Origin of the sequence: Paratractidigestivibacter faecalis, assembly GCF_003416765.1 — a bacterium.
Taxonomy (GTDB): Bacteria; Actinomycetota; Coriobacteriia; order Coriobacteriales; family Atopobiaceae; genus Paratractidigestivibacter; species Paratractidigestivibacter faecalis.
In genome coordinates, this window is sequence record NZ_QSNG01000001.1 from 1485819 (window position 1) to 1502684 (window position 16866).

Genomic DNA, 16866 nt, shown 5'->3' on the forward strand with positions numbered 1-16866 from the left:
AACCCCTACGTCTTCATCAGCCATATCATGAGCCTGCCCGCCCTCCCTTTCTTTATCCAAAGCCTGGGCGGAAGCGAGGCGATCGTGGGCATCTGCGCAGCGGCCTTCTCTTTAGCCGCCGTGATCAACAGACCGTTTGTGGGCTGATGGCTCGATAACGGAGCTCGCAAGGTGGCGCTTGCGATAGGCCTTCTGCTCTTGGGCGCCGCGCCACCAGGCTATGTGTTTGTGCCGATTTCCTGTCATGCCGCCCAATGACCCCGAAGCGGGTATCACCCAAGAGGCGCAGACCCAGTTGAAAGAGGCATCATGTCCAAGCTTGACGATTTCATGCGGCTCCTATGCGGCGAGTTCGACAACAGGGAGCAGTTCGAGGCGAAGCAGGCCGCGGGCGAGACCTTCCCCCTTGCCCACCACGTCAACACCGCCTGCAACGATAAGATCCTGGGGCTTCCCGACGACTTCGCCGGCACCTTCATGGTCGAGGAGTGCTACTACGAGGTTGACGGCAAGAAGTCCGCCTCGCCCCACCTGTTCCTCTTCACCGAGGAGAAGGACGGCGTCCTTCTGACCTCCTACGACACGCCCGAGGGCAACGACAAGCGAACGTTCTCCTACGTGACCATGGTCCCCGCCGAGTTCTCATCTCTGCGCGAGTCGGGCAAGTTCACGCCCGCGCTCTACCGCGAGCACGATGGCGTATGGGAGGGCGGCTCGGACTCCATGTTTTCGCCCGTCATGAGGTTCCACCTGTTCGAGAGGTTCTCCGCCGACGTCCTGGAGGTCTCCGAGTCCATGGAGATGAACGGCAAGCGCGTGTTCGGCTTCGACGAACCAATCCTCTACAAGCGCATCGGCAAGTAGCCACGAGGTGAGAACGGATAGGCGTGGGACGTGGGGGTTCGTCATGCAGAGGAGCGCGCCCAGACACATCCTGTACACAGCGATGCTGGTTCCGTTCATCTTGATGACCATAGCGTCGACGCACTCGAGATATTAGCAAGATGATGGACGGTTGTCGTCGATGGGCCACCACGGACGCAGTCCCAGCAGCTCCCGATTTGTTTTTAGCTCGTTTGTCTCCGTTTGCCGGACGGTAGTACAGAAATTGGGCTGCTTGATGAAAGGGGCCGAGCCTGGAGACAATCCAGACTCGGCCCCTTCGCTTTGAAGTGAGAATGGGACGGATGCCCAAAACACGTCGATCGTGGCGTCAAGCGTACTGGACGCGCTAACACCGCTGGCGCCACCGGCAGCAGCGACATCCGGGACGGGTCGAGCGCTGGCGATGGCATTTTCGGCGCACCTGGGGAGTAAATGATACGGTGGCTTACACGGCGACGCTCGGCGGTATGCCGCGGCATTTCCCCTGATTGCTCCCGTTTTCATTGAGGCGGCGAGATTCTTTGCTCCCCATTAACCACCTGGGGAAACGCCGTACGGAGACCGCAAAAACGCCCGTTGAGTTCGATTTGAGTTTCACGGGCCCCGAAACGGCGTCGTTTCGCCCCCGGGGACAAAAACCGCGCGTCTACTCACTTGGGATGAATCCTTACTCCCGTCCCCCCCCCCCCCGAATGCCGCCCCGTGCCTTGTTGTCTTTAAATGCGGGGAGTAAATGGCGAAATCTCAGGTGAAAAGGAGTAAATAGCCAAAGAAAAAGCCTCCGTTCCAACGCGGGGACAGAGGCCAGATCATCGTATTTACTCACCGCCGTCGCTGGCGGCTTTGCCGTGACTATCGTACGAAACGAAACTCAACGCCACAGTGCGGCACTCAAAAATGCAGGTCAGAACCCTATCGACCTACTCCCACTCGACATTGAGATTTTGCATCGTCATAAATCGTTATTCCCTTTGATTTCGCATAGTGCCCACAGTGGACATAGGAGAAAGAAGAACGCGTACTCAAACGATACTCGCAAATGCCTTTATTCCGCATTGGATTCAACGGTTTCCTTGTACACATCCCCCATCATCATCTTGTAATGTTCAATGTTCTCGCTGACCTCGAAAATTCTTTTGAAGACTTCTCTATATTTGTCAGGAGATTCCGAATAGCTATCGATGTACAAATCATCTGGAATCGAGTGAGAGCCATCATTCATCCAAGCAAACAATGATCTGCAAATTATCTTATCTTCGATAGTTTCGAATCGATTTTCGATTTTGTCGGACTTATCTTTTCCGAGCATCCGGAAATAGTTTTCTATGATTCGACGCATTGAGTTCTGAAGTGCGATAGTGCTGGCAGAACGGCTCTTAACCTCCTCCCAAAGCAATTCATATGAGGTTTTGATTGGATTGGTGCTGCCATGGTCCTTAATGAATGATTGATTTCCACGCTTTTGGATCGTCCAGTATTTCGTATTCCTGTCGTCATATGCTTTTCCTTTTGAGAACGATGCTTCTTTATGGAAAAATGCATTGTGGGTGAGTACGAATACCTGCTTTACTTCACTTTGATTCTTTTTTGCATCGTCAATCAATTGCTTCACCATACAGCTGACAATGTAGAGGACGGTGCTATCTAAGCTGCAGATAGGATCGTCGATCACGACAATCTTTTCTTGTGCGAATTGATTAGGGTCAACTGATCCCTTGATAAGTTGCATGAAATAGAGAAATGCGACAAAAGTCTCCTCTCCCTCACTTAGGGTCTTACCAGCAGGAGAACCGTCGGGTCTAACAATTTGGTATGCATTTTCTGACGCACCTGAAGGCTGGATGCTGAATCCATCGAAGCCATACGCTAACAGTGAACGATTTATTTCATCGACTGTCGGTTGTATGCTCGTGATTCCTTTTCTGGCTTCAACAATTTGTTCGTTGAAGTTTTTTTCGTAACCTTTTTGTTCCCTGATGGTTTTCTCAAGACCCTTCTTTGCACCCTCTAGTTTTTTGATGGCTTCCTCATGCGACTGGATTGCAGCTGCGCCAATCTTTCTTAGAGTCGCCCATGTATCCTTAAGAAGTCGTTCTTTTTCCTTGCTGATGTTTAGCATTGCCTCATTATGCTCGATGATTGCATTATTGATGACAGTTATCTGCTGCAACAACTCCTCGTACAGTTTGCTGCATGAGCTAATCGTGACCCTTCTGCTAGGCTCCGCCACTTTGCCCTCCATCAGCTTGATGTTTTCTTCAATTGCAGGGCGGATTTCTAATACTTTGGTCTCGAGCAACTGCCGACTCTGATCACCGCAAGCAACGATAAATGGGTTTTCTAAAAGTGCTTCAAATATCGTTAAAAGTGCACCAGCAGTGGATCGATAGCAGTTTAATTCGTCTTTCGCCTTACGAAGATTGGTCTCATATTGATTGTCAAAGAAAGATTCAAGCTGGGTCTTTAAATCGGAGGTGATCGTATGTTGCTGACAGAACGGACACACATCCGTTTCGTCGACATAAACCATACCTTGCCTAACCCAGTCGGAATTACCAAGGGTACCAATAAGCTCGGCTATGCCAACATCCTGATTGCCTATGATGGCCAATTCCCAAATATCGCAAGTTTCGCAATTACCCAAATTGTCGACAAGGGTTCTAAATGAATCAATACTGATGCTTTCGTAGGTGTTCGGTTCTCCTGAGAATACGTCAGCGATTTGGGCTTCTAGCTCATCAATGGTGACGCTGGGCTCTTCTCCCGGCTTTTCGAGTAACTTCGATGCGAATTTCGATTTACTGTTTCTGTATCCAGTAAGGGCTGGCCCAAGCAGCCGTTCATTTGGCTTAAGAACGTTATCCCAAACGCTATCACGGAAAGACTCTGTCGCATCGTCTATTTGTTTTTGTTTGTCTTCCAGTTGCTTATTGGCTGAAGAGATTTTCTCTTGAGTTCTTTGGAGCTTATCTAGAAGATCATCGATATTCTTCTGAGCTTCGACAGAATCGGAACCCAGGGTAAATACACCTGGGAAGTTCTGTTGATCTCGAAAGTTTTCCTCTCGCCACTCCTTGTTGTAGACAATGATTTCTGAAGAATCCCCATCCCATTCAATTGAGGATGGCTCTGAGTCAAGATCATCTTGATTTCTTAGAAGATTGCTGATGGTTGATTTGCCGCTTCCATTTGGGCCGTAAATAAAGTTTGCAATAGCGCAGCCCTCAAAAGAGGAGTGTTGCTCCTGAAAAACACCGTGTCCACTCATGTGGATTGCTTTTATAGCGCCCATTCAAAACCTACTTTCCAGTCCAAGGGCTCTTGCCATCGGGGGGTGTTCATCCAGTAGCCGGGGTCGTAGGTCTTCTTCCAGTCCTCGTACTCCTTGCGGGTGATCTCCTTGGCATCGAGCCTCTGCTTCATCTCTTTCCAATCCCTGAGGAAGCCGTCGAAGGTCAAGCCAACGGTATAGAGGCCACCGGTGGTGACGGGCCGACCATCAAGCTCGGTGATGGTGTAAACCATGAGTTCGTCGTTCTCCAGGAGGGCGTAGAAGAACTCCATCTTAGGGCCAAACTCCGGTGCGGAAAAGATGTGTTCTTGCGTCCCTTGGCTGTATTCCGATTGCTGACGATATGGAGGAAGTCGAGCCGCTCCAAATTCAAGGTTAGCTTAACCTGAGTATTGTATGAGTAGCAGAGGCTGTTGTTCTAGAACGACAATCTCTGCTTGAGTATATTATTTTGAATGGTTGCTGTTGGAGCTTGCCATAAGCACAAAATCGTAACGTTGTGGGTGTTTCCAATCGAATAATTAGTAATCATGAAGGTGAATATGCAGCTCAGATGCATGAAAATGGTCCTCTGGGTTAATCACAGAGGACCACTTAGCTTTCATGGTGCCGAGTGGTTACCTGATGATTTCAGTGCATATCGAGCAACTGAATTGCACTCGAAACTACTCGAATCAAACATTACAATAATGTGCGGATTTACTCCCACTCGGTGGCACCGTTTCTGCTGTCCCGTCATTCCAGTTGCGCCCAGTTTTTGGTGTCGCCTCGAGCCGAGTGCCGTCAGGTAACGCTATGTCGTGTTTCATCGGCTTCGGGGACAAAAGTTGGGACAACTTCAAAAACTATTTTCAAACTCAGGGCCTTGAGTTTTTGTCCCAAGGGGCACGGCGAACAGCCTTAGAGGCTCGATATCGACGAAAACGCCCGCTTTGAAACTCAAGTGCCTTTTCGCGTGCAAGCCGCCAGCTGCAATGGGAAGTGAATCAACGCAGGTGGCTTTCAAGCAGTTTGCAAAACTGCAGGTCGCAGGCCTTCATTGCTAGTAGGGGAAATGAGTAGTCTCAGGTGGCTTGCCCATGAGCTGGCGAGCAGGTCGGAGCTTCGTTGTTGGCGCGATCGCTTCGTGCGCGCTCGATAGGCCTGTTTAACAAAAGGCCTATCGGATGCGACTGGTCGCCCATACGGCGACGGCGTTTCCCGTGCGGGCGCGAACGGCCCCGTGTGCCCTATCGAGCGATATCCCCGTATGACGCTCAGAACTCCTGCTCGCCGAGCAGCCACCTCGCAAGATCCAGCACGAACACGCCCTCTCGGGTATAGGGCTCATGCCTCGTGCGGGCGATGAGGACCTTCGGGAACGCATCCCTGACGGACAGGAGCGGCGCGAGCTCCCTCTCGAGCGTCGATTCGGAGCTGATGTCGTCACTTACCTGAATGTAGACGAGCTCCGACCCCCTCTTCGCGACGAAGTCGACCTCCTTTTGGTACAGCTTCCCGACGTAGGTCTCGTAGCCTCGCCTCATCAGCTCCAGGAAGACCGCGTTCTCGTACATGCGGCCCCAGTCCATGTCGCGCGTCCCCAGGACCGCATAGCGCATTCCCGAGTCGCATACGTTATGCTTCGCCTGCGTGCTCAGATATTACTTCCCCTTGATGTCGTAGCGCTTCGCCTCATAGAAGACAAAAGCGTCGCGGAGGTAGGAGATGTAGCGCCCGATGGTGACGTGGTTGGTGGGAACCCTGTTGGCGTCGAGGACGTTGGCGATGTTGTTGGGCGAGTTGAGGTTGCCGGAATTGTCCATCATGTACTCGGCCAGCCTCTCCAACACGGTGGAGTCGGGCAGCGAGAACTTCTGGACGAGGTCGCGCGTGAGGATGGTCTTATAGACATCGCGGATGTAGCCGTACGACTCCGAGATGTCATCGTAATCGTAGGACCCGGCGAGCCCGCCGCGCCTGATGAGCCCGTCGAAGTCGTCGTCGACGGCCCCTTGCTCGCCGAAGTAGGAGCGGTATTCACCGAAGCTGAAGGGGGGATGTGTACCTCCCTGTGGCGCCCCGTGAACAGGGTCGCCAGGTCCGAACTCAGGAGGAACGCGTTCGATCCCGTGAGGTAGACATCCCATCCGCCGCGCGCATGAATGCTGTTAATTGCCTTCTCGAAACCCTCGCACAGCTGCACCTCGTCGATGAAGAGACGGTTGCGGGCGCCCCCCTTGTGCCGCTCTATGATTTCGCGATGCAGCGCGTGGTACTCGAGCAGCGGCTCGTTGTCGAGGTCCAGCAGATCGATATAGACGTTGTTGGAGGATGGGTCCCTCCGAGCAACGGAGGCGGAGAACACCTTCATGAGCTCGGACTTGCCGGAGCGGCGCATTCCCGTGACCACCTTGTGTCCCGGGCGCCCTCGAACGCCCAAAGCCGCTCCATGTACGTATTGCGGTCTACCTAAGCCATCATCCACTCCTTCTCGGTTTCGAAACTTAAATTTTTTTAAAGTTTCGAAACCGAGAAAGGTTAGTGAGCAGGTTCGAGAACATGAGCGATGTGGAGGACGTGACCCAGCTGTTCACCTCGTGCAGCGAGCTTCGCACCGTGAGCGCGACCTCGTTCGACAACTCCAGGATCAAGAAGTACGCGAGCGTTCCCTACGGGTGCAGCAAGCTCGTGGGCGGCACCGACGGCTTTGTGCCATCACCCTCCTACGGCTTTGTGCCGTCACCCTCCTCGGGGGCCTCCGTGCTCAAGCTGGGTACGGGCGGCGTGCTGACCGACCCCGAGAGCGACATCCGCACCTGGCTCGATGCCACGCTGTTCGCCAACGGCGGGTTGAAGATCGGCTTCGCCAAGGCCGACGCGGCCGGACGCGAGGTGCTGGCCGCGGGCAAGCTGTACGCCAGCGCCAAGTACAACGCGATCCAGGCAACCCCCTGGGCGTCCTTCGGCAAGAGCGTCAAGGCCGTGGCGATCGCCGCCGATGCGTCGAGGCTCGCCAACGTGAACCTGAACTACTGGTTCTACGGGTGCAACGCGCTCGCGTCGGTTTCCGGCATGGCGAACCTGCGGGGCGTGGCCCGCATGGACCACACGTTCAACTCGTGCTCCGCGCTCGCCGAGCTCGACCTGCGGGGCATGAGCCCGGCGTCGCTTTCGAGTCTGCCCTACACGTTCGGGGCCTGCACGAGCCTGGCCAAGATCATGGTCGATGCCGACTGAGAGCTGCCCAAGGGGTGCACGGGCTCGTCCACGTTCCACAACTGCAATGCCATCGTGGGCGGCAACGGCACGGCCTACGACTCCAAGCAGACGACGTGCGCGATGTGTCGAATCGACCGCGAGGGGCAGGCGGGCTACCTCACTGCCGGGTAGCGGTATGGGACCGCACAAAATGGCACCCCTGTCGGCTGCGCAGGTGTCCTTCCTGCGCTGCTGCCAGGGGTGGGCGCGCCACCCCCGTGGTGCGGGTTAGGCAATGTGACGTGGCGGCGTGTAGCGAGGACTTGCTTACTCCTCGATTTCGGAAGATAGTCGAACCTTCCCCTTTATTTGAGGCTTCTGTTTTTCGATCTGGCGATACAGCTTGCTGTACTCGATAGCCCACGGCCTTTCGATTTTTCGCAGAGCCAGAAGGTTCATGTGGCTAGTCGTATATGCCCTTGCCTTTTCTTCAGAAAAGCCTTCGTACATCGTCAGGTATCTTGCGAAATCACGCTGGAAGAATCCTTCGTAGCGTTCCTGCGACAACAACTGTTCCGCTTCTCCTCGAGGCAAATCCCAGTGTTTTTGCAACAGGCCCAGAATCGCTTCCGTGGATGCAGGAGTCTCGTTAAGAGCCGCTACAGCTCTCAAGAGGCTTTCGTTGTACCCCTCCTCGTAAAGCCGGCTCCCCATTTCTACCTCCCGTTAGCAATTCTTTCGAGCAATCGTTACTGTTCTTTTTCTAATTTTACCTCGCATTTTGCTCTAATGATTCAGCTACCAGCTTTTGTGACCGCAGCGGATGATGGGGCCGATGTAATTGACCCATGTCCTGCTGGGAGGTCCTTGTGGAGTCTATTGCGGTGGCGCTCATCGGCGGCATCGTGACGCTGGTCGGGGCGATTGTCTCGAACTCGCGCAGCCGCGCGGTGATGGAGCTCAAGATCGATGAGCTCACCTGGCGCGTCGAGAAGCACAACTGCCTCATCGAGCGCACCTACAAGCTCGAGCAGGACATGGCCGTGGTCAGGCGCGACGTTGACGCGCTTGAGGAGAGGAGCGGCACATGAACCTTTTTTGACGAGCAACGAGTGGCAGTGGCGCCTGTTGCGCACCGTCGTCCAGGGCGTCATGGTGGCGAACGTCGGCTTGCTCATGGGCGAGGCGGTGCTCGACCCCACATGGCGTGCGCCGTGCATGGCCATGGTGATGGCCGTGCTCTCGCCCGCGATGGCGGAGCTTGGCAAGGCGGATGACTCCGATGAGTGAGTACGCGAGCGAGGAGGAGCCCTGGGAGGACCTGCGCGAGCCGGGCTACAAGCCCGCCGCGCCCAGCGACTTCAGGCCCGAGGAGGGCGAGGGCGCAGGCTTCGAGGAGGTCGGCGCCAATGGGGCATAGCATCCTGTTCAAGCAGTGTGGAAGCGACCACATGACGCGCGGGCGCTCCCACGCCATCGACCGCATCGTGATCCTCTACACGGCGACCCTGGCGTCGGCCCACAACAACGCGATCTACTTCTCGCGCAATGAGCGGCAGGGCTCGTCCGCGCACTACTTCGTGGACGACATCACTGACGAGATCTATCAGAGCGTGGCCGAGGGCGACACCGCCTAGCGCGCCGGCAACTGGCTCATGAACTGTCGCAGCGTCGGCATCGAGGTCCTGAGCGCCGGCGAGGACTACAGCGAGGTCGAGGTGGGCAAGCTCGCCTGGCTCGTACAGACCCTCATGAAGCGCTACAGCATCTCCGAGGGCGGCGTCATCCGCCACTACGATGTGACGGGCAAGGTCTGCCCCGCGCCTTACATCGCGGCCGGGTGCTGGGTGGCGCTACGCTCGCGCATCTGCCGCGGCATCGCGTCCTCGGGCACGACGGCTGTGGAGTCTTCTGGTAGCTCCTCCGCTCCCTCGGGCGACGTGGCGAGCCTGGCGCGGCGCGTCATCAACGGCGACTACGGCAACGGCGAGGAGCGCAAGCGACGGCTGAGCTCCAACTACGCCGCCGTGCAGCGCCGCGTGAACCAGATGCTCTCGTGAGTCGGCTGAGAGAGGAAGCGATGTGGGCGCTGGCGGGCGCAACGGCATTGCTGCTTTGCGTGGCGCTGGCGCACTTCGTCTTGATGGCCCTAGTTTATGAGAGGGCACGGGACGCATGCCGCCGATGAGATTCGTACCAGGCAAGAGGGTAAGGAGAGCAAAATGTCCCGTTCTGTTTCAAAACGTAGCATTCCACCTGCTGATACTCTGAGCTGGGGTGGTACGAATACCGTCGGGAAAAATGAGTATCCGGTACGAAATATCCTGAAGAAAGCGTTCTGGAGTGTTCTTGACTGTAAAAACAAGAAACCCCAGATAGATACTCCTACCTGGGGTTTCGTTGGTTTTCGTTACCTAGCGTAGCGAACCGTTATGAGGGGATCTTTACTCCCACTCTTTCACGCCCATTTGCTGTGGTGTCATTCCAGTCAACTCCAGCTGGGCTGTTGGGCTTGACTGTCTTGCCGCCGAATCCCGCCGCGTGACTTCGCGTAGGCGTTTGGGACAAATTCTGGGACAAAACCGCAAACTATTTCGAAACCACGAGCCCGCAGTTTCATTTTTGTCCCGGGGACAAAAAACGGGTTGGTCTTGAGGCCCTAAAACGTCCGATATGAACGCCAAAACAGCCGACTATCCTTTTCGACACCCGTTTGGCAAAGTGAATCGTAGCCAGTGGCTTTAACGTCTTGCATTCCCGCAGGTCAGACGAGATATGCAAGAGCGATGACTGAAAGAATCGTCGCGGGTGGCTTTGTTTTCGCCCTTATGAGCCGGCTCTAAGCGCCTTAGGAACCGAGCGGGAAATCCGAGTTAGTGGATCCCGATCGTCGCCTTATTTCGGGCTGATCGCAAATCAGTTGGCAACCGAAAGCCAAGGTATAGAGACGGGCCGCACCTATGCGCACATATTTCGGTACGTTTCGTGCGGCATCGGCCATAACAAAACAAACCGCCGAACGATTCAGATTGCAGACGGCCAACTCGACGCGATAAATCCGCCCTATCATCTTCCCAACACCCGCCTCCGCGCCATCAGCGCCCCGCGAAATGGTGAGTTTTTCAGCGCTTTTTCGGGTGCCATTGCCCCGATTCGGCAGGCTCAGCCTCCGCTCGATCTTACGCATGTTTTTTGGGAGGGCACGAATCGTCGCCCGCCACGGCGGCTTATACAGCCTCTCGGCATAGAGGGAAACGCCATGGTCACGCTCAACGTCTACGTCGACATCGAGCCGATGTCCAAGATACAGAACATGCTGCTCGTGTCGCCGAGCCTGTGGCGCGGCTACCTCAGCCTGAGGGTTGACCCTGGCCCCATGTTCCAGCAGAAGATCCGCGAGGCGATCGAGACGCTCGAAGCGTTCGGCTACGGCATCTCCGAGCCGGACGACCGCAACGTCCTCATCCGAGACGTGCAGACGATCAGCAGCCTCTATCCCACCGAGTACGCCGCTGTTCTGGGGGCCATCCCGACCGAGGCGACCGTGGTCGAGTAGAGGCTGAGGCTGGCGCTTTCCCAAATCCATAGTGCAAGTACGGGAATGTGGAATCGCGTTTAGATAGATTCTACTCGGCCTTCTCGGTGACGCAAATGCGGCACGGGTTTCCGCGAACGCAGATGCCCGTGCCCTTCCTTTTATGATTATGCAAAGAGTCTACGCGAATGTAGATGAGGCCTCGCGGTTCAGGCCGGCAATTTTCCGCCGCGCCGCCCATATGGCCCTCGAAGAGTTCGCAACCGTAACAAACGTTGGGAGGCCTTTAGCGGCAGCCCTGGTTCCTTCGGACTATTCGGTTCCGATCGCTTGCGCGGGAAGTCGAGCAGGCGGTCGCAGTAGTACCCGTACTGCGCCCGGCGTGCCTCGGTCTCGGCAGGGATACCGTCGGTGAGCGGTTTCGTTAGGGTGTCGAAGCGGTCGAGGATGTCGACGACCTTCTGCTGTGTTTCGAGGGATGGGACGGGAATCTCGACTCTCGCTAAGTCCACAGGCGCGACTTCGATTACCTTTGTCCCTTTCGCCACCTTTCGTTTTGATATCTGAGAGTCCTAAGCAGTAGCTAAATATGCTAGATATCTCGGGATAATGCTTTCAGTCGCATACGCGCAAGAGTGCCCGCTGATTGCAAGCGGCTGTTCGCCTTCCCACACCAATGGCGTGCAGACATCTTCGATATTCTCGCTCGTTATGGCAAAAATCACGTCTCCAGGGTTTGCCTTTTTCGATTTAACGTATTGCTCTTCAGATCATCGTTGTGTGCTCGTAGCCGCACTCCACGAAGAGCCGCTCGGCAACGTCGAGAATCTTCTCGACCGTCTCCTCCGGGCACTTATTGCGTGCCACGGGCACCTCCGTCCTTATTGTCGCGATAAACACACCATGAGTGGCGTGCGGGTCGAGAAGGGCTGGCGCCAAAAGAGCCCAACGGCCGTTACGGCTTCGTTAGAAACGCGCCCCACCATGGATGGTGAACCCGAAAGGTAAGGCGCGTGGGCACGGCGACTCGGCCCGCGCGCCCGGAAGAGAAAGGATAAACCCATGGGTTACATGCTCGAGACGCGCGGGCTCACCAAGCGCTTCGGCCGCGGCGACCAGGCGCAGGACGCCGTGGGCGACGTGAGCCTTCATATCCGCGAGGGCGAGGTGTACGGGCTGCTCGGCCCCAACGGCGCCGGCAAGTCAACAACGCTCAAGATGATCTGCGGGATGCTGCGGCCGACGGCCGGGGAGATCCTCTTTGCCGGGCACGCCTGGCGCCGCGAGGACCTCTACGCAATCGGCAGCCTCATCGAGGAGGCGCCGCTCTACCCCAACCTCACCGCGCGCGAGAACCTGCGCGTGCGCACCACGCTGCTGGGCCTTCCCGAGAGCCGCGTAGATGAGGTGCTCGCCGCCGTGGACCTCGCGGACACCGGGAAGAAGCGCGCCGGGCGCTTCTCGATGGGCATGCGGCAGCGCCTGGGGCTCGCGCTGGCGCTAATCGCCCGGCCACGCCTGCTCGTGCTCGACGAGCCCACCAACGGACTCGACCCCATCGGCATCGAGGAGCTGCGCGACCAGATCCGCGGCTTCGCGGCGGCGGGCACGACGGTGATCGTCTCGAGCCACATCCTCTCCGAGGTGCAGCAGATGGCGGACACCATCGGCATCATCTACGGGGGGCGCCTCGCCTACGAGGATGCGCTTCGACCCGGGCAGGACCTCGAGGAACTCTTCATGAGCGTCTGCCGAGAGGGGCGACGAGCGCGCGGGGAGGTGGCGGCATGACGGGCGAGAAAGGCGGCCTGCTCGCGGGCCTGCGCGCTGAGGCCCTGAAGTCGCGCCACGCGGCACCGGTTCGCCTGGCCGTGCTCATGGCGCTGCCGATGCCGCTGCTCGGCGCGATGCCCTACCGAGGCGTGCAGATCTTCAGCGCGTGGAACTACTGGTACGCGCTCTTCCTGCCCGTGGCTCTCTCGCTCGTGGTGGCTTGCGTCGCGCGCGCGGACGCGCGCACGCGGATGCGGGGGCTTCTGGGCCTGGGCTTCCCGCTCGGGCGCACCTGGTGGGCCAAGGCGCTCTGGTGCCTCGCGCTCTGCGCGCTCTCGAACCTCGTGGTCTTCGGCATCTACCTCGCGGGCTCGGCGTTCTCCTCGCAGGGCCTCACGGCCGCGGGCACGCTCACGATGCTCCTCTGCGCGCTCGCCAACACGGTGACCGCGGCGTGGATGATCCCCGCGGGGCTCTTCCTCACGGCGCGGCTCGGCATGCTCGCGGGCATCTTCTGCCCGCTCGCCGCGCAGCTCGTGGGTGGGTTCGCCTGGTCGCTGGTGCCGCTGCCGCAGCTCTTTCCGCCGTCGGCGAGCATGGTCATCCCCACGAGCTTCATTCCCGTGCTGCCGAGCGGCGAGCCACTCGCGGCGGACATGGCGCTCGGCGGGGCGCTCGCGGCGGACGGCATGCTCACGCTGGCGGGCCTTGCGGTCTGTGCGCTCGCGTTCGCCGCGCTCACGGCGGCGGGCGCGGCCTGGTTCGCGCGCTCCGAGGAGAGGTGATGGCCGTGACACGACTCTCCGACCCGACGCCGCGCATGACTCTCCCGCGGGCCCTGCTCTCCGAGGCCCTGCGCCTGGCGCGCTCCCCGCTCGCGGCGGCGCACCTCGTCTGCGGCCTGGCAGCCGGTCTTGCCTGCGGCGAGTACTTCTCCGTAACCCGATGGGACCCGGCGCTGGGCGCGGACGCCTACGCCCAGTTCCTCGGCGCCCTCATGCCGCTCATGTCCGCCATCGTCTGCGGGCTCGCCGTGGACGAGGAGCGCGCTGCCGGGCGCCTCGCCAACCTCACGGCGGTCCCCTCGCGCGGGCGCGCCGTCGCGGCGAAGCTGCTCGCCCTTGCGGCGCTCGGCGCGGGCGCGCTGGCCGTGGCGCTCGGCGTGTTCGGGGCCGTGCTCGCCGTCGCCGGGCGCCTGCCGCTCGGGCCCGCTCCGCTTGCGGCCGCCTGGGCGGGCATCGTGCTGGGCAGCCTGCCCCTCTACGCGCTGGGGCTCGGCGTGGCCCTGCGCCTCGGCCGCAACGCCGCCATCGGCGCCGGCGCGGCGGGGATGCTCCTCGCGTTCTTCTCAGTGGGCGGGCTTGCGCACGGCCTCATGACCGGCGAGCTCACCGGTGCCCTGGCGACGCCCCTGAGCTGGGTGCCGCTCGCCTGGCCCGCGCGCCTGGGGTCGCTCGGGGTAGAGGCCTTCATCGACGCCGCACGCGCGGCGGGCCCTCTCCTCACGACGGCGCTCGCTGGCCTCGTGCTCACCCTGGCAACCGCCGCCGTCCTTATCGCCTGGTTCTGCCGCTTCGAGGACGGGAGGGCAGATGCGTAGGAAGCCACTCGCCGCCGTGCTCGCCCTCCTCTCCGCAGCGCTCGTCCTGGGCGGGAATGCCCTGCTCGACGCTGGCTGGGGGTCGGCGCTGCGCTCGATCGCCGATCGCGTGCTGCCCAACCCTGAGATCGCCATGTGGGCGCCCGCGCCCGAGCCCGGCAGCCACGCGAGCTCCTACGCCGACGCCACCGGGGCGGGGGCGAACTACGTCTACCTGGTGGACGCGGCGGACGACAGGGGCAATATCCGAGAGCTCCAGCTCATCTTCTTTGGGCGGGAGTCGGACGGCGAGGGCTGGCTCGAGATCGAGGCGCGCGGCGGCTCGGGCGTGCGCTACCGCGCGTGCAACGCGGCCGAGGCACCCGCGGCTGCGCGCGGGGCGCTGGACCGCTGAGCGCGGCGCAAGTACAATGCCGACGGGAGTTTCAGGAGGTCGAACATGGCGAGGATACTGGCAGTGGATGATGAGCGGGCGATTCTCGACGCGCTCGCGCGCGTCCTCGGCCGCGACGGCCATGAGGTCGTCAAGGTAGCGGACCCGACGGCGGTCCCGGGGACGGACCTCTCGCGCTTCGACCTCGTGCTCTGCGACGTCATGATGCCGGGGCTCGACGGCTTCGAGCTCGTGCGGCAGATCCGCCCGGACTTCGACGGGCCCATCATCTTCCTGACCGCGCGCGTGGCCGAGGAGGACGCCGTGGCCGGCTACGGCCTGGGCGCCGACGACTACGTCCGCAAGCCCTTCGGGGCCGCGGAGCTGCGCGCCAAGGTCGCGGCCCATCTACGCCGTGAGCGCCGGCCGCGCTCGCACGCCCTCTCCTTCGGGGAGGTGCGGATCGACCTCGGGGCGCGCGAGGTCGCCGTGGGTGGCGAGGCCGTGCCGCTCACGCCCACCGAGTACGCCATCTGCGAGTACCTCGCCCGCCACCCCGGGCAGGTCATGAGCCGCGCGCAGATCCGCGAGGCGGTGCTCGGCTGGGAGAGCGACGCCGACGACGCGGCTATATCCATGCAGGTCAGCCGCGCCCGGAGGAAACTCTCCGAGGCCGGCGCCGATCCGATCGCGACCGTCTGGGGGATGGGGTACAAGTGGCAGCTCTGAGGACCGGGGCGCGAGGTCGCGGGGGCATGCCGCTCTCCTTCGTCATCGCGCGCTACTTCGCCTACGCGTTCGCGGCGGTCGCTACGGCGTGGCTCGCCTCGTTCATGGCGCTCTCCGCGGCAATCAACGCGGGCTTCGTCTACGAGGCAAGCTGGGGGCCGGCCAATGCGCGCGAGGTCGCGGAGGGCCTGGCACGCGACGGCGTCTGCGGGCAGCAGGACGTGCCGACGGCGTACCGCTACCTCATCCTGAACAAGGACGGATACGTGCTGATGACAGACCTCGAGGGCACGCGGCTCGAGGGCGCGGCGGAAATGGCCCGTGCGGCACTCGCCGCGGATCCGGGCACAGTGGAGATCGAGGGCGGGGGCTCGGGCCTCACCTACGCCGCGTTCCCGCTCAAGGGCGGCGGGGCCTGCGCACTCGTCAGCGAATACCTGCCGCAGTGGGTCTCGCGCGACCTCGCCGGCCTGCTTCCCAACCCGCAGAACCTCATGCTCGTCGGCGCCGCGGCGGGAAGCGCGCTCGCGCTCGCGCTCGTGGCGCGCCGCGCGAGCCGCGTGATCTCGCGCAAGATGGCGCCGCTCGCGGAGGCGGCGGGGCGCGTCGGCGCGGGGGAGCTCGACTTCGCGGTCGGCAGCACCAACGTGCGCGAGGTGAACGACGTCCTCGCCGCGATGGACGCCATGCGGGCCTCCCTCGCCGAGTCGCTCGAGGCCCGCTGGGCCGCGGAGCGGGGGCAACGCGAGCAGGTGGCGTCGCTCGCCCACGACCTCAAGACGCCGCTCACCGTGCTGCGCGCCAACGCTGACTTCGTGGCGGAGGAGCTGGAAGACGAGAAAGACGCCGACCTCGCGGCCGCCGCGCGCGACATAGCCGGCAGTGTCGAAAGGCTCGACGGCTACGTGCGCCTGCTCATCGAGGCCTCGCGCGGGTCCGGCGGGGCGGAGAGGGCCCCCATGCGGCCGGCCGAGCTCTGCGAACAGGTCCTCGCCGAGGCCGCCCAGATCGCCCGGGCGCGAGGCGTGACGCTCGATGCGGCCACGGGCCCCGCTGTCGCGGGCGCGCCCGAGGCCCCGCTCGACCGAACCGCCCTGGCGCGAGCCGCCGCAAACCTTGTGGCCAACGCCGCCGAGCACGCGCGCTCGCGCGTGGCGGTCTCCTGCGACGTCACGGGTGGGCACCTCGTCATCGAGGTGGCCGACGACGGACCGGGCTTCTCTCCCGCCGCCCTCGAACGCGGCTGCGAGCGCCTCTTCACAGACGACTCCTCCCGCTCCTCGCGCGACGGAGGCCGCCACTACGGGCTCGGCCTCCACGCCGCCTCCGAGGCCGCGAGCGCCCACGGGGGCTCCGTCTCGCTCGCCAACAGCCCCTCGGGCGGCGCGGTGGCCACCATCGCGGTCCCCCTGTGAGGGCCTGACGACTCAGGCCCTCACACCGGCGTGCCTCGCAATCAAACGCTTCCCGGATAATAATGCCCGTTGCGGGGATCGCCC

At 60.7% G+C, this 16866-nt stretch carries 22 protein-coding genes and 1 pseudogene; 15 read left to right on the plus strand and 8 right to left on the minus strand.

All coding sequences use genetic code 11. The features are described from left to right. Positions 1 to 309: 309 nt before the first annotated feature. Positions 310 to 864 (plus strand): hypothetical protein, encoded by a 555-nt coding sequence (locus DXV50_RS06630; protein ID WP_117205467.1) that lies wholly within the window; start codon positions 310 to 312, stop codon positions 862 to 864. A 1066-nt stretch (positions 865 to 1930) separates the two neighbouring features. Here DXV50_RS06630 and DXV50_RS06635 read toward each other — a convergent pair. The 5 genes from DXV50_RS06635 to DXV50_RS10080 form a co-directional block, all read right to left on the minus strand. Continuing rightward, the gene (locus tag DXV50_RS06635) at positions 1931 to 4153 is read right to left on the minus strand and encodes an AAA family ATPase (RefSeq protein ID WP_157966980.1); all 2223 of its coding nucleotides are present in this window, start codon (positions 4151 to 4153) and stop codon (positions 1931 to 1933) included. 11 nt (positions 4154 to 4164) lie between these two features. Continuing rightward, positions 4165 to 4449 carry a hypothetical protein gene (locus tag DXV50_RS06640; protein ID WP_117205469.1) on the minus strand — a complete coding sequence of 95 codons (285 nt, stop codon included), beginning with the start codon at positions 4447 to 4449 and terminating at the stop codon, positions 4165 to 4167. 984 nt (positions 4450 to 5433) lie between these two features. Beyond that, positions 5434 to 5778, minus strand: coding sequence for an ATP-binding protein (locus DXV50_RS09705; protein WP_198666426.1), 345 nt, complete (start codon positions 5776 to 5778; stop codon positions 5434 to 5436). Positions 5779 to 5820: 42 nt separating this feature from the next. Beyond that, positions 5821 to 5985: an ATP-binding protein gene (locus tag DXV50_RS10075; RefSeq protein ID WP_198666427.1), complete on the minus strand. Its 165-nt coding sequence runs from the start codon at positions 5983 to 5985 to the stop codon at positions 5821 to 5823. Beyond that, complete coding sequence (locus DXV50_RS10080; RefSeq protein ID WP_408634264.1) at positions 5982 to 6557, minus strand: ATP-binding protein; 576 nt, start codon at positions 6555 to 6557, stop codon at positions 5982 to 5984. Before DXV50_RS10080 ends, DXV50_RS10075 begins: the two co-directional genes overlap by 4 nt. A 143-nt stretch (positions 6558 to 6700) precedes the next feature. Here DXV50_RS10080 and DXV50_RS06650 point away from each other — a divergent pair, with 143 nt between their 5' ends. Beyond that, entirely contained in the window at positions 6701 to 7396 is a 696-nt protein-coding gene (locus DXV50_RS06650; protein ID WP_117205470.1) for a hypothetical protein, read from the plus strand. Positions 7397 to 7684: 288 nt separating this feature from the next. Here the strand turns inward: DXV50_RS06650 and DXV50_RS06655 are convergent, their stop codons facing one another. Continuing rightward, positions 7685 to 8071, minus strand: a complete 387-nt coding sequence (locus DXV50_RS06655) for a hypothetical protein (RefSeq protein ID WP_117205471.1) — start codon at positions 8069 to 8071, stop codon at positions 7685 to 7687. Between the two features lie 155 nt (positions 8072 to 8226). Here DXV50_RS06655 and DXV50_RS06660 point away from each other — a divergent pair, with 155 nt between their 5' ends. From DXV50_RS06660 to DXV50_RS09980, 6 genes and pseudogenes are all read left to right on the plus strand, one after another. Then, positions 8227 to 8448 (plus strand): hypothetical protein, encoded by a 222-nt coding sequence (locus DXV50_RS06660; protein WP_117205472.1) that lies wholly within the window; start codon positions 8227 to 8229, stop codon positions 8446 to 8448. Between the two features lie 7 nt (positions 8449 to 8455). Beyond that, on the plus strand, positions 8456 to 8647 hold the full coding sequence (locus tag DXV50_RS06665) for a hypothetical protein (RefSeq protein ID WP_198666429.1): 192 nt from the start codon (positions 8456 to 8458) through the stop codon (positions 8645 to 8647). Then, positions 8640 to 8777 (plus strand): hypothetical protein, encoded by a 138-nt coding sequence (locus tag DXV50_RS09600; protein WP_157966981.1) that lies wholly within the window; start codon positions 8640 to 8642, stop codon positions 8775 to 8777. Before DXV50_RS06665 ends, DXV50_RS09600 begins: the two co-directional genes overlap by 8 nt. Continuing rightward, positions 8767 to 8994 carry an N-acetylmuramoyl-L-alanine amidase gene (locus DXV50_RS06670; protein ID WP_117205474.1) on the plus strand — a complete coding sequence of 76 codons (228 nt, stop codon included), beginning with the start codon at positions 8767 to 8769 and terminating at the stop codon, positions 8992 to 8994. Before DXV50_RS09600 ends, DXV50_RS06670 begins: the two co-directional genes overlap by 11 nt. 15 nt (positions 8995 to 9009) lie before the next feature. After that, positions 9010 to 9171: pseudogene (locus tag DXV50_RS09975) on the plus strand (N-acetylmuramoyl-L-alanine amidase); the annotation flags it as partial. Positions 9172 to 9297: 126 nt separating this feature from the next. Continuing rightward, entirely contained in the window at positions 9298 to 9417 is a 120-nt protein-coding gene (locus tag DXV50_RS09980; protein ID WP_269801654.1) for a hypothetical protein, read from the plus strand. A 788-nt stretch (positions 9418 to 10205) separates the two neighbouring features. Here the strand turns inward: DXV50_RS09980 and DXV50_RS09605 are convergent. After that, complete coding sequence (locus DXV50_RS09605; RefSeq protein WP_147556697.1) at positions 10206 to 10544, minus strand: hypothetical protein; 339 nt, start codon at positions 10542 to 10544, stop codon at positions 10206 to 10208. A gap of 72 nt (positions 10545 to 10616) precedes the next feature. On the opposite strand from DXV50_RS09605, the gene DXV50_RS06680 reads away from it, so the two are divergent. Further along, a complete protein-coding gene (locus DXV50_RS06680) occupies positions 10617 to 10913 on the plus strand; it encodes a hypothetical protein (RefSeq protein ID WP_117205476.1) in 297 nt (98 codons plus the stop codon). Positions 10914 to 11101: 188 nt separating this feature from the next. On the opposite strand, the gene DXV50_RS06685 is transcribed toward DXV50_RS06680, so the two are convergent. Continuing rightward, positions 11102 to 11440, minus strand: a complete 339-nt coding sequence (locus tag DXV50_RS06685) for a restriction endonuclease subunit S (protein ID WP_269801616.1) — start codon at positions 11438 to 11440, stop codon at positions 11102 to 11104. Between the two features lie 514 nt (positions 11441 to 11954). Here DXV50_RS06685 and DXV50_RS06690 point away from each other — a divergent pair. The 6 genes from DXV50_RS06690 to DXV50_RS06715 are packed head-to-tail and all read left to right on the plus strand — an operon-like array spanning position 11955 to position 16782. Continuing rightward, the gene (locus tag DXV50_RS06690) at positions 11955 to 12683 is read left to right on the plus strand and encodes a lantibiotic protection ABC transporter ATP-binding protein (protein WP_117205477.1); all 729 of its coding nucleotides are present in this window, start codon (positions 11955 to 11957) and stop codon (positions 12681 to 12683) included. Further along, entirely contained in the window at positions 12680 to 13450 is a 771-nt protein-coding gene (locus tag DXV50_RS06695) for an ABC-2 family transporter permease (RefSeq protein WP_117205478.1), read from the plus strand. The genes DXV50_RS06690 and DXV50_RS06695 overlap by 4 nt, the downstream gene beginning before the upstream one ends. Continuing rightward, positions 13450 to 14265 carry an ABC-2 family transporter permease gene (locus DXV50_RS06700; protein WP_117205479.1) on the plus strand — a complete coding sequence of 272 codons (816 nt, stop codon included), beginning with the start codon at positions 13450 to 13452 and terminating at the stop codon, positions 14263 to 14265. The genes DXV50_RS06695 and DXV50_RS06700 overlap by 1 nt, the downstream gene beginning before the upstream one ends. Next, positions 14258 to 14659: a hypothetical protein gene (locus DXV50_RS06705; RefSeq protein WP_117205480.1), complete on the plus strand. Its 402-nt coding sequence runs from the start codon at positions 14258 to 14260 to the stop codon at positions 14657 to 14659. The genes DXV50_RS06700 and DXV50_RS06705 overlap by 8 nt, the downstream gene beginning before the upstream one ends. A 45-nt stretch (positions 14660 to 14704) precedes the next feature. Further along, entirely contained in the window at positions 14705 to 15367 is a 663-nt protein-coding gene (locus DXV50_RS06710) for a response regulator transcription factor (RefSeq protein ID WP_117205481.1), read from the plus strand. Further along, a complete protein-coding gene (locus DXV50_RS06715; RefSeq protein ID WP_198666430.1) occupies positions 15355 to 16782 on the plus strand; it encodes a sensor histidine kinase in 1428 nt (475 codons plus the stop codon). The genes DXV50_RS06710 and DXV50_RS06715 overlap by 13 nt, the downstream gene beginning before the upstream one ends. Positions 16783 to 16866: the final 84 nt, after the last annotated feature.

Coding starts and splice junctions, on each gene's coding strand:
- DXV50_RS06630 (WP_117205467.1), top strand. CDS start 310: ATGTCCAAGCTTGACGATTTCATGCGGCTCCTATGCGGCGAGTTCGAC.
- DXV50_RS06635 (WP_157966980.1), bottom strand. CDS start 4,153: ATGAGTGGACACGGTGTTTTTCAGGAGCAACACTCCTCTTTTGAGGGC.
- DXV50_RS06640 (WP_117205469.1), bottom strand. CDS start 4,449: ATGGAGTTCTTCTACGCCCTCCTGGAGAACGACGAACTCATGGTTTAC.
- DXV50_RS09705 (WP_198666426.1), bottom strand. CDS start 5,778: ATGCGCTATGCGGTCCTGGGGACGCGCGACATGGACTGGGGCCGCATG.
- DXV50_RS10075 (WP_198666427.1), bottom strand. CDS start 5,985: ATGATGGACAATTCCGGCAACCTCAACTCGCCCAACAACATCGCCAAC.
- DXV50_RS10080 (WP_408634264.1), bottom strand. CDS start 6,557: ATGCGCCGCTCCGGCAAGTCCGAGCTCATGAAGGTGTTCTCCGCCTCC.
- DXV50_RS06655 (WP_117205471.1), bottom strand. CDS start 8,071: ATGGGGAGCCGGCTTTACGAGGAGGGGTACAACGAAAGCCTCTTGAGA.
- DXV50_RS09600 (WP_157966981.1), top strand. CDS start 8,640: ATGAGTGAGTACGCGAGCGAGGAGGAGCCCTGGGAGGACCTGCGCGAG.
- DXV50_RS06670 (WP_117205474.1), top strand. CDS start 8,767: ATGGGGCATAGCATCCTGTTCAAGCAGTGTGGAAGCGACCACATGACG.
- DXV50_RS09605 (WP_147556697.1), bottom strand. CDS start 10,544: ATGCGTAAGATCGAGCGGAGGCTGAGCCTGCCGAATCGGGGCAATGGC.
- DXV50_RS06680 (WP_117205476.1), top strand. CDS start 10,617: ATGGTCACGCTCAACGTCTACGTCGACATCGAGCCGATGTCCAAGATA.
- DXV50_RS06690 (WP_117205477.1), top strand. CDS start 11,955: ATGGGTTACATGCTCGAGACGCGCGGGCTCACCAAGCGCTTCGGCCGC.
- DXV50_RS06695 (WP_117205478.1), top strand. CDS start 12,680: ATGACGGGCGAGAAAGGCGGCCTGCTCGCGGGCCTGCGCGCTGAGGCC.
- DXV50_RS06700 (WP_117205479.1), top strand. CDS start 13,450: ATGGCCGTGACACGACTCTCCGACCCGACGCCGCGCATGACTCTCCCG.
- DXV50_RS06705 (WP_117205480.1), top strand. CDS start 14,258: ATGCGTAGGAAGCCACTCGCCGCCGTGCTCGCCCTCCTCTCCGCAGCG.
- DXV50_RS06710 (WP_117205481.1), top strand. CDS start 14,705: ATGGCGAGGATACTGGCAGTGGATGATGAGCGGGCGATTCTCGACGCG.